The sequence below is a fragment of the Pseudomonas oryzae genome (assembly GCF_900104805.1).
Taxonomy (GTDB): Bacteria; Pseudomonadota; Gammaproteobacteria; order Pseudomonadales; family Pseudomonadaceae; genus Geopseudomonas; species Geopseudomonas oryzae.
Map to the genome: position 1 here is coordinate 3,301,838 of NZ_LT629751.1, position 15,951 is coordinate 3,317,788.

The 15,951-nt window shown below is 66.6% G+C and carries 11 protein-coding genes; 6 read left to right on the forward strand and 5 right to left on the reverse strand.

Annotated features, from left to right (window positions below; all coding sequences use genetic code 11):
* Positions 1-687 precede the first annotated feature (687 nt).
* From BLT78_RS14815 to BLT78_RS14830, 4 genes are all read left to right on the forward strand, one after another.
* Positions 688-2,865 carry a malate synthase G gene (locus BLT78_RS14815; protein ID WP_090349714.1) on the forward strand — a complete coding sequence of 726 codons (2,178 nt, stop codon included), beginning with the start codon at positions 688-690 and terminating at the stop codon, positions 2,863-2,865.
* A 164-nt stretch (positions 2,866-3,029) separates the two neighbouring features.
* Positions 3,030-3,578: a glutathione peroxidase gene (locus BLT78_RS14820; protein ID WP_090349717.1), complete on the forward strand. Its 549-nt coding sequence runs from the start codon at positions 3,030-3,032 to the stop codon at positions 3,576-3,578.
* A gap of 81 nt (positions 3,579-3,659) precedes the next feature.
* Entirely contained in the window at positions 3,660-5,594 is a 1,935-nt protein-coding gene (locus tag BLT78_RS14825; RefSeq protein WP_090349720.1) for a putative nucleotidyltransferase substrate binding domain-containing protein, read from the forward strand.
* Positions 5,591-6,310, forward strand: coding sequence for a 3'-5' exonuclease (locus BLT78_RS14830; RefSeq protein WP_090349722.1), 720 nt, complete (start codon positions 5,591-5,593; stop codon positions 6,308-6,310). The genes BLT78_RS14825 and BLT78_RS14830 overlap by 4 nt, the downstream gene beginning before the upstream one ends.
* A gap of 53 nt (positions 6,311-6,363) precedes the next feature.
* On the opposite strand, the gene BLT78_RS14835 is transcribed toward BLT78_RS14830, so the two are convergent.
* The 4 genes from BLT78_RS14835 to BLT78_RS14850 all read right to left on the reverse strand — a co-directional run bounded on the left by BLT78_RS14835 (position 6,364) and on the right by BLT78_RS14850 (position 11,056).
* Positions 6,364-8,205 carry a putative nucleotidyltransferase substrate binding domain-containing protein gene (locus BLT78_RS14835; protein ID WP_090349725.1) on the reverse strand — a complete coding sequence of 614 codons (1,842 nt, stop codon included), beginning with the start codon at positions 8,203-8,205 and terminating at the stop codon, positions 6,364-6,366.
* A gap of 191 nt (positions 8,206-8,396) precedes the next feature.
* Positions 8,397-8,915 (reverse strand): hypothetical protein, encoded by a 519-nt coding sequence (locus BLT78_RS14840; RefSeq protein WP_090349729.1) that lies wholly within the window; start codon positions 8,913-8,915, stop codon positions 8,397-8,399.
* Positions 8,916-9,016: 101 nt separating this feature from the next.
* On the reverse strand, positions 9,017-10,789 hold the full coding sequence (locus BLT78_RS14845; protein WP_090349732.1) for a sodium:solute symporter family protein: 1,773 nt from the start codon (positions 10,787-10,789) through the stop codon (positions 9,017-9,019).
* 6 nt (positions 10,790-10,795) lie between these two features.
* Positions 10,796-11,056: a DUF4212 domain-containing protein gene (locus BLT78_RS14850; protein ID WP_090349736.1), complete on the reverse strand. Its 261-nt coding sequence runs from the start codon at positions 11,054-11,056 to the stop codon at positions 10,796-10,798.
* Positions 11,057-11,707: 651 nt separating this feature from the next.
* Here BLT78_RS14850 and dbpA point away from each other — a divergent pair.
* Both dbpA and BLT78_RS14860 read left to right on the forward strand, forming a co-directional pair.
* Positions 11,708-13,084, forward strand: a complete 1,377-nt coding sequence (gene dbpA / locus BLT78_RS14855) for an ATP-dependent RNA helicase DbpA (protein ID WP_090349737.1) — start codon at positions 11,708-11,710, stop codon at positions 13,082-13,084.
* Positions 13,085-13,261: 177 nt separating this feature from the next.
* Positions 13,262-15,184: a diguanylate cyclase gene (locus BLT78_RS14860; RefSeq protein WP_090349738.1), complete on the forward strand. Its 1,923-nt coding sequence runs from the start codon at positions 13,262-13,264 to the stop codon at positions 15,182-15,184.
* Between the two features lies 1 nt (position 15,185).
* On the opposite strand, the gene BLT78_RS14865 is transcribed toward BLT78_RS14860, so the two are convergent.
* Positions 15,186-15,950, reverse strand: a complete 765-nt coding sequence (locus tag BLT78_RS14865; protein ID WP_090349742.1) for a slipin family protein — start codon at positions 15,948-15,950, stop codon at positions 15,186-15,188.
* Between the last annotated feature and the right edge of the window lies 1 nt (position 15,951).

Genomic DNA, 15,951 nt, shown 5'->3' on the forward strand with positions numbered 1-15,951 from the left:
GCTTATCCACAGGCTGATCCCCCGCCACGGTGGAAAAGCCCTCGCACACCTCGCCGCAAGCACCTGTACAAGAAATGATCAGCGCGCTGTATCACCCGCCAGCCGTGGCTCGCAGCAAGCTGCCCGCAGTTTGTCCACACCCTGATCCACGCCCGGTGTGGACAACCGCTGGCCTGTGTACAACGTGAAAACCAGCCGCCGGGACGACTTATCCCCAGCCGCCGAGGCGCTGATCGCACAAAAAACCGCCAACACCCGGCAGAGCCCGCCGGCAGTGGCGTGCAGAGAGGACTCCAGAGCTTATCCACAGGCGCATCCACGTCCACCGTGCATAACCCCGCCGGATCCGCTCAAAAATCGATCAATCGCCTGCAGGCCACGTGGCGCCTGGGCTGCAGCGGTCTACCCAAGGCTTGTCCACAGCCCCGTCCACGCCGAACGGGGACAAGCGGGCGACGACCGCCAGCGCACCGTCACGCGCCCGTCCCCGGCGGTGGATAAACTCACCGCCGCCGCGCCTGTGGAAAAGCCGCCGGCAGGCCTTGAGTAGCGGTTTTGCCCGACTTTTGTCGAAGGCCGGCCGGCCTTCGTGCATTTCCCGAACGGCATCATGTAGTATGGCGCGGCTCGGACTACATAACGGCGTGGCCGCGGTCCGACGCGACTCCCAACAGAGTGAGGCAAGCAATGACTGAACGCGTCCAAGTCGGTGGCCTGCAGGTCGCCAAAGCCCTTTACGACTTCGTCACCAACGAGGCCATTCCCGGTACCGGCGTGTCCGCCGACCAATTCTGGGCTGGCGCCGACCGCGTGATCCACGACCTGGCGCCGAAGAACCGCGCCCTGCTGGCCAAGCGTGACGAGATCCAGGCCAAGATCGACGCCTGGCACCAGGCCCGTGCCGGCCAGGGCCACGACGCGGTCGCCTACAAGGCCTTCCTGCAGGAGATCGGCTACCTGCTGCCCGAGCCGGAAGATTTCGCCGCCACCACCGAGAACGTCGACGACGAGATCGCCCGCATGGCCGGTCCGCAGCTGGTGGTGCCGATCATGAACGCGCGCTTCGCGCTGAACGCCGCCAACGCCCGCTGGGGCTCGCTGTACGACGCCCTGTACGGCACCGACGCGATTCCGGAAGCCGACGGCGCCGAGAAAGGCGCCGGCTACAACCCGGTGCGCGGCGCCAAGGTCATCGCCTTCGCCCGCGACTTCCTCAACGAGGCCGCGCCGCTGGAAGGCGCTTCCCACGTCGACGCCACCGGCTACGCCATCGACGGCGGCAAGCTGGTCGTCAGCCTGGCCAACGGCGGCAGCGCCGGCCTGCAGAACCCGGCCCAGCTGATCGGCTTCCAGGGCGAGGCGAGCGCGCCCAAGGCCGTGCTGCTCAAGCACAACGGCCTGCACTTCGAGATCCAGATCGACCGCAACAGCCCGATCGGCAAGACCGACGCAGCCGGCGTGAAGGACGTGCTGATGGAAGCCGCGCTGACCACCATCATGGACTGCGAGGACTCGGTCGCCGCGGTCGACGCCGAAGACAAGGTCATCGCCTACAAGAACTGGCTGGGCCTGATGAAGGGCGATCTGGCCGAGGAAGTGGCCAAGGGCGGCAGCACCTTCACCCGCACCATGAACCCGGACCGCGAGTACACCGCCGTCGACGGCAGCGCGCTGACCCTGCACGGCCGCTCCCTGCTGTTCGTGCGCAACGTCGGTCACCTGATGACCAACGACGCGATCATCGACCAGCAAGGTTTCGAGGTGCCGGAAGGCATCATGGACGGCCTGGTCACCAGCCTGATCGCCGTGCACAACCTGATCGGCAACACCAGCCGCAAGAACACCCGCACCGGCTCGGTGTACATCGTCAAGCCGAAGATGCACGGTCCGGAAGAAGTCGCCTTCACCAACGAGCTGTTCGGCCGCATCGAGGACGTCCTCGGCCTGGCGCGCAACACCCTCAAGGTCGGCATCATGGACGAGGAGCGCCGCACCACCGTCAACCTCAAGGCGTGCATCAAGGCCGCCCGCGAGCGCGTGGTGTTCATCAACACCGGCTTCCTCGACCGCACCGGTGACGAGCTGCACACCTCCATGGAAGCCGGCGCGATGATCCGCAAGGGCGAGATGAAGAACGCCGCCTGGATCAAGGCCTACGAGAACTGGAACGTCGACATCGGCCTGGCCACCGGCCTGTCCGGCCGCGCCCAGATCGGCAAGGGCATGTGGGCCATGCCGGACCTGATGGCCGCCATGCTCGAGCAGAAGATCATCCACCCGCTGGCCGGCGCCAACACCGCCTGGGTACCGTCGCCGACCGCCGCCGCGCTGCACGCCCTGCACTACCACAAGGTCGACGTGTTCGCCCGCCAGCAGGAGCTGGCCAGCCGCGCGCGCGCCTCGCTGGACGACATCCTGAGCATCCCGCTGGCCCAGAACACCAACTGGTCCGCCGAGGAGATCCAGAACGAGCTGGACAACAACGCCCAGGGCATCCTCGGCTACGTGGTGCGCTGGATCGACCAGGGCGTCGGCTGCTCCAAGGTGCCGGACATCAACGACGTCGGCCTGATGGAAGACCGCGCCACCCTGCGCATCTCCAGCCAGCACATCGCCAACTGGCTGCGCCACGGCGTGTGTACCGAAGCCCAGGTGCGCGAGACCTTCGAGCGCATGGCCCTGGTGGTCGATCGTCAGAACGCCAACGACCCGCTGTACCGTCCGATGGCGCCGAACTTCGACGACAACATCGCCTTCCAGGCCGCCCTCGAGCTGTGCATCGAAGGCACCAAGCAGCCCAACGGCTACACCGAGCCGGTGCTGCACCGCCGTCGTCGCGAGTTCAAGGCCAAGAACGGTCGCTGATCCCGCCGGCAAGCCGGGAGCGCCTCGCGCTCCCCTTCACAACGCGCCGCGCTCCCTCGGGAGGCGGCGCGTTGTGTTTTAGGCCAAAGGCCGATTGCCAGCGCCGGCCGCGCCGTCTAGCGTGACGGGACGGGACCTGACAGCCCCCACTTCGGAGATCTGCCATGCGTCGTTTACGTGCCCTGCTCGGCCTGCCTCTGCTGTTCGCCGGCGTCACCGCCCAGGCCGCCGATTGCGGCCCGCTGCTGGAAGGCAGCCTGCCGGCACTGCGCGGCAAGCAGGCCATCGACCTGTGTCGCTTCGCCGGCAAGCCGCTGCTGGTGGTCAACACCGCCAGCCACTGCGGCTTCACCGGCCAGTTCAAGGGCCTTGAGGCGCTCTACCAGCGCTACCGCGGCCAGGGCCTGGAGATCCTCGGCGTGCCCTCCGACGACTTCCGTCAGGAGGCCGACGACCTCGAGGAGACCGCCACCGTCTGCTACGTCAACCACGGGGTGACTTTCACCATGACCGCGCCGCAGCCGGTCACCGGCGAGAATGCCATCCCGCTGTTCCGCAACCTCGCCGCGCAGAGCGGGCCGCCGCGCTGGAACTTCTACAAGTACGTGATCGACCGCCAGGGCAAGGTGGTGGCCAGCTTCTCCAGCTTCACCGGGCCGGACGATGCGCAGCTGCTGGCGGCGGTGGAAAAGGCCATCGCCTCGCAACCCTGAGTGCAGCAACCCTGTCGCAGATCAGGGGCTGCACCAGGCCTGTGCGCGGATCATGCAAGGATTCCCCCGGAGAAACACGAGATGAGCAAGAACGATGGATTCGCGGACGTCGGCAAGACCGCCGTGCTGCAGAACATCCAGGGCACCATGCACTTCCTGCTGCGCTACGCCCCGTTCAACCAGATGGAGCTCAGCCATCTGGCGCAGATGGTCGAGCAGTGCCGTCTGCGCTTCTACGCCGCCGGCGACCCCATCGTCGGTCCCGGCGACGGCAAGATCGAGCACGTCTACATCGTCAAGCAGGGGCTGGTGCTCGGCCAGCGCCCGACCCTGAACGGCGAGGGCATGGAGACCACCCAGGAGATCGCCCCGGGCGAGTGCTTCCCGGTGGCGGCCATGGTCAGCGAGCGGGCCACGCGCAGCCACTACATCGCCGCCGAGGACACCTTCTGCCTGCAGCTCGGCCGCGCCGCCTTCACCCACACCTACAACCAGTCGGCCGCCTTCCGCGACTTCGCCCTGCGCGGGGTCAGCAGCCTGGTCGGCCAGGTGCAGCAGCAGGTGCAGCTGCAGGCCGCGGAAACCCTCGGCGCCCAGTATTCGCTGGAAACCCGGCTGAACATCCTCGCCTCCGCCCACCCGGTGACCTGCCGCAGCGGCATCAGCCTGCGCGATGCGGTGAAGCTGATGCACGAGCATCACGTCGGCAGCCTGGTGATGGTCGACGACAGCCAGTATCCGATCGGCATCTTCACCCTGCGCGACCTGCGCCGGGTGATCGCCGACGGCAGCGGCGACCTGCAGCAGCCGCTCGACGAGCTGATGACCCCCGATCCCATCCACCTGCCGCCGACCGCCACCGCCTTCGACGCGGCGCTGACCATGACCCAGCGGCGCATCGCCCACATCTGCGTGGTGGAGATGGGTCGGCTGGTCGGCGTGCTGTCCGAGCGCGACCTGTTCTCCCTGCAGCGCGTCGACCTGGTGCATCTGGCGCGCACCATCAGCGCGGCTCCGCGGATCGACGCCCTGGTCGAGCTGCGCGAGGAGATCGCCCACCTGGTCGACAACATGCTCGCCCACGGCGCCAACACCGAGCAGCTGACCCACATCATCACCCTGCTCAACGACCACACCGTGGCACGGGTCATCGAGCTGATGATCGCCGAGCACGGCGACCCCGGCGTGCCCTTCACCTGGCTGGTGTTCGGCAGCGAGGGGCGCCGCGAGCAGGCGCTGCTCACCGACCAGGACAACGGCATCCTGTTCGAGGCCGCCAGCCCCGAGGAGGCCGAACGGATCCGCCAGCGCCTGCTGCCGCTGGCGCAGCGGATCAACGAGGCGCTGGATCGCTGCGGCTTCGCCCTGTGCAACGGCAACATCATGGCCGGCAATCCGGAGCTGTGCCTGTCGCGCCAGGAATGGCTGCGGCGTTTCAGCGGCATGATCCAGAGCCCGACCCGCGACAACCTGATGCACTCGTCGATCTACTTCGACCTGCGACCGGTGTGGGGGCCCGGCGAAGGCTGCCGGCAGCTGCAGGAGGCACTGCTCGAGATGATCGCCGCCAACAGCCTGTTCCAGCACATGATGGCGGCCAACGCCCTGCGCCATCCGCCACCCATCGGCCGCTTCCGCGACTTCATCGTCGCCAGCCGCGGCGCCGACAAGGACACCCTGGACCTCAAGGTGGAGGGGCTGATGCCCTTCGTCGAGGGCGTGCGCATCCTCGCCCTGGCCCATGGCATCGACGAGTGCAACACCCTCGAGCGCCTGCGCCAGCTGGGCGCGCGCGGCATCCTCAAGGCACAGGATGCCGCCGCCTACGAGGAGGCCTATCACTTCATCCAGCTGACCCGCATGCAGCTGCACCAGCGCCAGGAGCGGGCCGGCCAGCCGCTGAGCAACCGCCTCGACCCCGACACCCTCAATCAACTGGACCGGCGCATCCTGCGCGAGTCCTTCCGCCAGGCCCAGCGCCTGCAGAACAGCCTGAGCGTGCGCTACCAGCTATGAACCTGATCCGAGCCCTGTTCGCCCGGCTGCAGCGCCGCCACCTGGCGCTCGACGACACCCAGCGCCAGCGCCTGAAGGCGCTGCCGCCGCCGCCCTCCCTGGCCACTCCGCTGCACCGGCAGCGCTTCGTGGTGCTCGACCTGGAAACCACCGGCCTCAACCTCAACCGCGACATCGTCATCTCGATCGGCGCGGTGACCATCGAGGACGGCGCCATCGACATGGCCCAGCAGTTCGAGTGCACCCTGCGCCGTCAGGTCAAGGTCAACGAGGCCGTGCTGATCCATGGCATCGCGCCCAGCGAGCTGGCCAGCGGCGAACCGCCGGTCGAGGCCCTGCTCAGCTTCATGGAGTTCGCCGCCGACAGCGTGATGCTGGCCTTCCACGCGCCCTTCGACCAGCGCATGCTGGCCCGCGCGCTGAAGCACGAGCTGGGCTACACCCTGGAAAACCAGTTCCTCGACGTCGCCGACCTGGCGCCCATGCTGTTCCCGGAAGTGCTGACCCGGCGCGGCAGTCTGGATTACTGGATGAACTACTTCGGCATCGACATCGCCCAGCGCCATCACGCCTCGGCGGATGCGCTGGCCACCGCGGAAATCGCCCTGATCCTGTTCAATCGCGCCCGGCGCATGGGCATCGAGCGGGTCGACGAGCTGGCCGAACGGGTCAGGTGTTGGCAGCGTGCGCGCCAGGCGGCGCTCAACTCGATCTGAGCCGCCCGCACCCCGCAGGAGCCAGCTTGCTGGCCCCTGCAAGCGAATCAGGCTCAGCTACTGACGTGGTAGCGCATGGCGAACTGCTTCTTGAAGTCCTTCACGATGTGCAGGGCATCGCGCAGCAGGTCGCGCTCCAGCTTGTTCAGCTGCTGCAGATCGAGGGTATTGGGGGTCTTGTCCAGACCGCCGTCACGGGCTTCGGCACGCTGGATCTGCTGAGTGAGGCGTAGCTGGATGAAGATCGACAGGGCCTCGCCGAGGTTCTCGCCCATCGCCTTGTCCATCTTGCCCATCGCCACCAGTGCCTCGATGCGCTTGAAGGTGTTGGTTTCCAGGATGCGCTGCTCCAGCGCCATGGTTCTCACCCCATGGACGATGGGGAAGATGCCGCCCTTCTTGATGTCCAGCTGCTCCTTGTCCTTCAGGTTGCCGAAGATGGTCAGCGGCGTATCGAAGTTCAGCGCGGCCCTGGCGAAGTGGGAGAAGAAGATGTCGTTGCTCTGCACGCTGCGCAGGAAGGCATTCCTCGCCACCTTGAACAGGGCGATGTTGCCGGCGATCGGCTTGCTGTCCACGGCGATGGCCAGATTCATCACCGCCAGACCGTCGTAGCTCTGGCTCCAGTGCCGCAGCTTGTGCGTCCACTCATCCATGGAGTTCACCCACTCCGGGTTCGACACCATGATGTTGCCGGGACAGGGCGGGAAGCCGAAGCTGATCAGGGTCTCGCTGAAGCGGCGCAGGGTGTCCATCATCCCGGGCCACTCCAGGCCGTTGCGCACCAGCAGCGCATTGTCCTGATCGGTCTTCATGATCTGCTCGCCGCGCCCTTCCGAGCCCATCACGATCAGGCACACGTGCGGGCGCATGTCCTGGGGAATCATGAGGTCGAACAGCCGGGAGATGATCCGGCCATTCATGGCCGCCAGCAGCTCCATGGTGAAGCGGATCTTCACCCCGGTGGAGATCAGCGCCCGGATCAGGTCGGTGAGCCCCAGCGCCGCCTCGCGCAGCTCCTCGACGGTATTGGCGCGCTCGACGCGCAGGCCGATGACGTGGGAATGGCTGGAGAAGTGGCTGAGCACATCGGTCAGCTCGACGACCCCGGCCAGCGTGTTGTCTTCGCGCAGGACAACGACCCGCTCGATCCGATGCTGGGTCATCAGGATCAGCGCGTTGAACAGGTAGTCCTCGGGGTCCGCCGTGATCAGGCGGTAGGTGGCGATGTCGCAGACATCGGTTTCCAGTGGCAGGCCGTTCAGTACCACCGCGTCGAGCAGGTCCGTTCTGGTGACCATGCCGTAGCGGTTGCCCTTCTTCGCCAGCAGGCAATCCGACTTCATCGCACGCATCAGGCGGGTGGCCTCGTGCAGGCTGGTCCCCTCCGCCACGACCGGGGGCTCGCGGACCATGCCGTCGCTGATGCGGGCCAGCATGAACTCGGTCATGTCCTGGCTCTGCCCGTACTGCGCGACGATTTCCCGCTTGGCGGCCAGGTTCTGCTGGAAGTAGTCGGCGAACAGCGGGTTGCTGGACATCAGCTCCAGCAGGATCCGGGTGGGCAGCACATGGCAGGTGGTGTCCTCGACCGCGACGAAGTTGTGGATCGCCACGCCATTGATCGCCGACCAGCCGCCGAAGTAGTCCTCGACCTCGTAATGCACGAAGACGTGGCTGGTCAGCGGCTTGCCCTGCGCATCCGGCTCGGCCACATCGCTTTCCGCGACCCGGCCGCGGGCAATGATGAAGACGCCCAGCGGAGGCTTGCCCGCCTCGATGATCACCTCGCCGGTGCGGAAGTCGGCAAGCTCGAGGCTGTCGCTCATCAAGGCCTGCTCGCGCGCATCCAGCAGACTGAAAGGCAGGTTATCCATCCTGAACGACTCAGACATGACCAGCTCTCCTTTTTGCGTATTCTTCCCAGCCAGGCCACTCGCCGCGAAAACTCTACCCACCCTCGACATCCGCACGGCAACGGATGCATCAACACGATTAAAGACACGAAGTACGCGGGCTGCCTCCTGCCGGGCAGAACCGGGTCATGCCCCCCTGCCGCGACGGGATGCTTCCCTGGCGCTGCGCATCAGTCGTTGCCGGCACACACGGCCCGGTACAGCGGAGCATCCGCAGCCAGCTCGGTCATCGACTCGAACTTGGCCTGGCCCTGCTCATTCAGGCGAAACATCGTCCGCTCATTGCAGAACAGTTGATAGGAGCCACTGCTCACGGTGGACAGCAGGTGCTGCTTCTCGAAACGGTAGAGGACGAAACGGGCGACACGTCCCTGAACGGTATCGGCGATCTGCGCATTGGCGCTATCGAGCACCGTATACACCAGCGGCATGGGGAACTTCACGGTCCAGGGACGCCAGAGCATCTCGCCCTTCTCGCTGGATACGACCAGGGATCCTTCCGGCAGGCGCGCCTGCGTGTAGTCGAACCAGGTGTATTCGTAGTGGATGGTATAGGCGAGCATGCCGACGCCGGCGAATACCGGAATGATCCATTTCGGCAACAGCTTGCGGGTCAGCGAACGCAGCAGCAGTGCGACTCCCGCACCACCCAGCGCAGCAACTATCGCGGCAACAAGGTGCCAAATCATGTGCAACTTCCTCAAAAAAAATCGGGCTTCCAGATGGAAGCCCGATATTTGCTTCAACCGTGGCTCAGATTATCTGATCTGGGTTCCGGTCAAATTATCACTTAGTGATCCAGCGCGGCACCAGCACCCTTCGGAGTACGCACGCTCTCCACCAGATCCTGGACTGCCTTCGGCGGAGCGTCGGTAGCCAGCGACACGGCGTAGGCCACGGCGAAGTTGATGATCGCACCCACCGAACCGAAGGCCTGCGGGGAGATACCGAACAGCCAGTTTTCCGGAGTGTTGGCGAAGGTCGCGGTGCCCGGAATGAAGAACCAGCCCAGGTACATGAAGATGTAGATCACGGTGGTGATCAGACCTACGACCATGCCTGCGATGGCGCCCTTGTCGTTCACGCGCTTGGAGAAGATACCCATCATCAGGACCGGGAACAGCGTCGCTGCCGCCAGACCGAATGCCAGCGCCACTACCTGTGCCGCGAAGCCCGGAGGATTCAGGCCCAGCCAGGTGGCCAGCAGGATCGATACCGCCATGGAGATCCGTGCGGCCTTCATTTCGCTCTTCTCGCTGATCTTCGGATTGATCAGGGTCTTGATCAGGTCATGACTCACGGCGGAAGAGATGGCCAGCAGCAGACCGGCAGCGGTGGACAGCGCAGCAGCGATGGCGCCCGCAGCGATCAGACCGATGACCCAGCCCGGCAGGTTGGCGATTTCCGGGTTGGCCAGCACGATGATGTCGTTGTTGACGGTCAGCTCGTTGCCGTTCCAGCCACGCTCCTTGGCGGTGGTGGAAGCGAAGGTGGCGTTGGCGTCGTTGTAGAACTGCACGCGGCCATCGCTGTTCTTGTCTTCCCACTTGATCAGACCGGTTTCTTCCCAGGTCTTCACCCACTGCGGACGCTCTTCATAGGCCAGAGCCGGAGCCGAAGTACCTTCCGGATAGACGGTGGTCATCAGGTTCAGGCGCGCCATGGAGGCCACGGCCGGAGCGGTGAGGTACAGCAGGGCGATGAAGATCAGGGTCCAGCCGGCGGACCAGCGGGCATCGGCGACCTTCGGCACGGTGAAGAAGCGGATGATGACGTGCGGCAGACCGGCGGTACCGATCATCAGCGACAGGGTGAACAGGATCATGTTCAGCTTGTTGCTGGCATCGGCGGTGTAGGCTGCGAAGCCCAGATCGGTGACCACGGCGTCCAGCTTGGCCAGCAGCGGCATGCCGGACTCGGCGTGGGTACCGATCATGCCCAGCGACGGGATCGGGTTGCCGGTCAGCTGGAAGGCGATGAACACAGCCGGGATGGTGTAGGCGATGATCAGCACCACGTACTGGGCCACCTGGGTATAGGTGATGCCCTTCATGCCGCCGAATACCGCGTAGGCGAACACCACGGCAGCGGCGATCCAGATACCGGCCGAGTTGCTCACTTCGAGGAAGCGGGAGAAGGCGATACCGGCACCGGCCATCTGGCCGATCACGTAGGTCAGGGAGATCAGCAGCAGGCTGATCACGGCGACCAGGCGCGCGCCACGGCTGTAGAAGCGGTCACCGATGAAGTCCGGTACGGTGAACTTGCCGAACTTGCGCAGGTAGGGAGCCAGCAGCATGGCCAGCAGCACGTAACCGCCGGTCCAGCCCATCAGGTAGACCGAGGTGGAGTAGCCGCCGGCAGCGATCAGGCCGGCCATGGAGATGAAGGAGGCCGCGGACATCCAGTCGGCCGCAGTGGCCATACCGTTGGTCACCGGATGCACGCCACCGCCGGCGACGTAGAACTCCTTGGTCGATCCGGCGCGAGCCCAGACCGCGATACCGAAGTAGAGAGCGAAGGACGCCCCTACGAACAGCATGTTGATTACAAATTGGCTCATGCTGGTTTACTCCTCGACGCCGAATTCTTTGTCCAGCTTGTTCAGCCGCCACGCGTAGTGGAAGATGATCGCGATGAACGTGATGATGGATCCCTGCTGAGCGAACCAGAAACCGAGGTCCGCACCGCCGACTGAAATACCCATCAGCATCGGGCGTAGAATAATACCGAAACCATATGAAACCAGAGCCCAGACCACCAGGCTCCAGGTGATAAGGCGAACGTTCGCCTTCCAGTACGCAGCAGAATTGCTTTTATCGTCTGCCATCGCCTTTCTCCGTATTGTTTTTATTGCGGGTGAAAGAACCACATCCTGAATCTAACAAAGGGGGCGTACCCAAAGTAACCCCCGACTTTAGTCTGACGGCCGTCCCAGACGCTTCCCGGCCGCTCCGCGGGGTCGGCTGGCCGCCCTCGACAGGTCCGGCCAGGCCCGCGCGAACACGCCATGCCAGCTGCAGCGGCAAGTCTCTGTTGCATGCTTGCAGACGCCCGCGCCGATCTCGGCCCACCGCTCGCCGAGTCGCTGCAGCGCGCCGGCAAAGCAAGGACAACGAACGGCAGCCACTCATTCCCACATGAATAACAAGGCGATGTGATTCGAGACTCAACGGATATATCCAGACTGCACTGGGCTTCATCGCAGACTCCCTGCCAATCTCTAACGATCAATTAGCGCCGTGAAAAAGTCCGCTATCCACGGCAATCATTCCGCGCAGAAATAAATATTTCCGCCTGCAACTGAATACCCCGGCGCCACAGCAACAGACGCTCGACTGGCGGCAGCCCAACTGCGCGACCGCTGCGCGGCCTTGACCGACGCCCCATTACGGCAGCGCGGCGGCCAAGCGCATGGCCGCGGCAGCAACAGGCCAACCTGTTAGACTGTGCGGCCTTGTTTCCACGCAGGCCAGACGCCGTGACCGACGCCTTCTCCACCCTTCCGCTGCCTGCCAGCCTCATCGCCAGTCTGGACGCCATCGGCTACAGCCAGATGACGCCGATCCAGGCGCGCAGCCTGCCGGTCATCCTCGCCGGCCAGGACCTGATCGCCCAGGCCAAGACCGGCAGTGGCAAGACCTGCGCCTTCGCCCTCGGCCTGCTCGCCCCGCTCAACCCGCGCTACTTCGGCTGCCAGGCGCTGGTGCTGTGCCCGACCCGCGAACTGGCCGATCAGGTGGCCAAGGAGATCCGCCTGCTGGCGCGCGGCCTGAACAACATCAAGGTGCTCACCCTGTGCGGCGGCGTGCCGTTCGGCCCGCAGATCGGCTCGCTGGAGCACGGCGCGCACATCGTGGTCGGCACCCCGGGCCGCGTGCTCGAACACCTCAACCGCGGCAGCCTCAAGCTCGACGGCGTCAACCATCTGGTCCTCGACGAGGCCGACCGCATGCTCGACATGGGCTTCGTCGACGCGATCAGCGCGATCATCGAGCAGACGCCGAGCCGCCGGCAGACCCTGCTGTTCTCCGCCACCTACCCCGAGGGCATCGAGCAGCTGGCCGCGCGCTTCCTGCGCCAGCCGCAGCGCATCGAGGTGGAAGGCCTGCACGACCAGAGCGTGATCGAGCAGCGCTTCTACGAGGTCGATCCCGGGCAGCGCCTGGAAGCGGTGGCGCGCCTGCTGCTGCACTTCCGCCCGGCCTCCAGCGTGGTGTTCTGCCAGACCAAGGCGCAGTGTCAGGAGCTGGCCGCCATGCTCAACGCGCGCAAGATCTCCGCGCTGGCCCTGCACGGCGACCTCGAGCAGCGCGAGCGCGACCAGGTGCTGGCGATGTTCGCCAACCAGAGCTGCTGCGTGCTGGTGGCCACCGACGTGGCCGCCCGCGGCTTGGACATCGACGGCCTGGAGGCGGTGATCAACCTGGAGCTGCCGCGCGATCCGGCGGTGCACGTGCACCGCATCGGCCGCAGTGGCCGCGCCGGGGCCAAGGGCCTGGCGCTGTCGCTGGTGGCGCCGAGCGAGGCCGGCCGCGCCAGCGCCATCGAGGCGCAGCAAGGCGAGCCGTTGCAGTGGGGCAACCTCGAGCTGCTCAAGGTCCGCGAAGGCGAGCGCCTGCTGCCGCCGATGACCACCCTGTGCATCAACGGCGGGCGCAAGGACAAGCTGCGCCCCGGCGACATCCTCGGCGCCCTCACCGGCGACGGCGGCCTGCCGGGCAGCGCCATCGGCAAGATCGCCCTCTACGACTTCAACGCCTACGTGGCGGTGGAGCGCGAGCAGGCCAGGACCGCGCTGCAGCGGCTCAGCGAGCGCAAGGTCAAGGGGCGCCACTTCAAGGCCCGCATTCTCTGACCCGCCGGCCGGTGCAGACCGGCCCCGGCGAACACTTGGCAATCCGCGCAACATTGCCGGCGAGAACCGCACGCAGTGACTAGAGTTGGTGTATGGCACCGTGCCCTCAGCGGCACCCTGCCCATACCTGCCCGGCGCGGAGACGCGGGGACTGTCACGGAACTCGCGGATTAACTCATGCAGCCTGCATCCGGCCGGAGCGCCCAGGGGACGCTGCGGGGGACGACCTGCGCCCTCGCCCATGCGCCCTCGCGGCTACTGCTCACCCTGCTCCTGCTGCTCGTCCTGCTGTCGCCGCCGCTGCGCGCGCAGGACGCGGCGGCCCCCGTGCAGCTCGACGGCCGCGAGCAGGGCATGGAGCTGCACGGCCACTTCAGCCTGCTGCGCGATCCCGGCGCCCGTCTGGACGTCGCGCAACTGGCGGAACGGGCCGCGGACTTCGTCCCCAGCCGCCGGCGCAACGACCTCAGCCTCGGCTACAGCAGCGATGCCGTCTGGCTGCGTCTGGCCCTGCGCGCGCCCGCCGAGCGCGAGGGCGACTGGCGCATCGAGTTCGGCTATCCGCCGCTGGATCTCGTCGAGCTGTTCAGCGTCGGCAGCGACGGCGTGCAGCGGCAGGTCGCCGGCGACACCCTGCCCCTCGGCCAGCGCAGCCTGATGCACCATGCCCCGCTGTTCGCCGTGAGCCTCGCCCCCGGCGAGCAGCGCACCCTGTACTTCCGCGTGCGCTCGGCCGGCAGCCTGACCCTGGATGCGCGCCTGTGGAGCGCGGCCAGCTTCGCCGAGCACAGCCAGCTCGCCGCCATGCTCGAAGCGCTGTACTTCGGCGTGCTGCTGGCGCTGGCCAGCTACAACCTGCTGCTGTTCATCACCCTGCGCGACAGCAGCTTCCTGATCTTCGTGGTGTTCGCCATCAGCTTCGCCGCCAGCATGCTCGGCTTCTCCGGCTTCGGCGCGCAGTACCTGTGGCCGCAGGGCGGCCAGTGGGGCAACCGCGTGCTGCCCTTCTGCCTGGCCATGACCCATGCCAGCGCGGCCCTGCTCTCGCGCAGCTTCCTGGATACCGCCCGCTACACCCGGGCCTGGGATCGCCTGCTCGGCGTGGCCGTCGCCGTGCAGCTGGTCGTCACCCTCGCCACCCTGCTGCTGCCGCTGACCCCGATGCTGCAACTGCTGGCCCTGAGCGGGGTCGCCAACCTGCTCCTGCTGCTGGCCTGCGCCATCGACTGCCTGCGCCGCCGGCTACCCACCGCGCCGCTGTATGCCACCGCCTGTCTGCTGCTGCTGAGCGGCGCGCTGTTGCTGGCGCTGCGCAACTACGGCGTGCTGCCGTCCAACGCCCTCACCGTCAACGCGCTGCAGATCGCCTCGATGCTCGCCATGCTGCTGCTGTCCTTCGGCCTGGCGGCGCGGCTCAACGAGATGAAACGCCTCAAGGTGGCCGCCCAGGCCATGGCGCTGGCCGCCCAGCGCAACAGCCTGCAGGCCCTGCAGGAGCAGGAGCGGCTGCTCGAGCAGCGCGTGGCCGAACGCACCGAGGCGCTGGCCGCCGCCAACGAGCACCTGCGCGAACTGGCGCTGAAGGATCCGCTCACCGGCCTGGCCAACCGCACCGCCCTGCGCCAGCACCTCGAGCAGGCCTGGCAGCGCGCCCGGCGCCGCCGCGAGCTGCTCGCCGTGATCCTGCTCGACCTCGACGGCTTCAAGCCGGTCAACGACAGCTACGGCCACGAGGCCGGCGACCTGCTGCTGGTCCAGGTGGCGCGCCGCCTGCAAGCCAGCGCGCGCGCCACCGACCTGGTGGCGCGCCTGGGCGGCGACGAGTTCGTGCTGATCTGCGAGAGCATCGGCAGTCCGGCGCAGGCCGAGGCGCTGGCCGCGCGCATCCTCGACATCCTCGGCCAGACGTACAGCATGCTCGGCAAGGAGATCCACATCGGCGCCAGCATCGGCATCAGCTTCGGCCCCAATGGCGGCAGCGGCGAAGACCTGCTGCGCGAGGCCGACCTGGCCATGTACCAGGCCAAGGCCGCCGGCCGCAACTGCATCCGCCTCGGCCGCCAGCCGCAGGGCGAGGCGCAGGAGGCGCCGGAGCGGTGACTCAGTCCTGCTTGCCGCCGCGCCCGCCCAGCCCCTGCAGCAGGTCGATCGGCAGCGGAAAGACGATGGTCGAACTCTTGTCGCCGGCGATACTGCCCAGGGTCTGCATGTAGCGCAGCTGCAGGGCGCCGCTCTGCCGGGCGAGCATCGCGGCCGCCTGCATCAGCTTCTCCGAGGCCTGCAGCTCGCCCTCGGCGTGGATCACCTTGGCGCGCCGCTCACGCTCGGCTTCGGCCTGCTTGGCGATGGCGCGCACCATCGACTCGTCGAGATCGACGTGCTTGATCTCGACGTTGGCCACCTTGATGCCCCAGGCGTCGGTCTGCGCGTCGAGCACCTGCTGGATGTCGGCGTTGAGACGCTCGCGCTCGGCGAGCATGTCGTCCAACTCGTGCTTGCCGAGCACCGCGCGCAGGGTGGTCTGCGCCAGCTGGCTGGTGGCCGCCTGGAAATCCTCGACCTGGATGATCGCCTTCTGCGGGTCGAGCACCCGGTAGTAGACCACCGCGTTGACCTTCACCGACACGTTGTCGCGGGAGATCACGTCCTGGGTCGGCACGTCCAGCACTATGGTGCGCAGATCGACGCGCACCATCTGCTGCACGCCCGGCACCACCACGATCAGCCCCGGCCCCTTGACCTTCCAGAAGCGCCCGAGCATGAACACCACGCCGCGCTCGTACTCGCGCAGGATGCGGAACGCCGAGGCCAGCAGGCCGATCAGCACGGCCAGCAACGCCGCGAAACTCAGTTCGAAACCAACCATC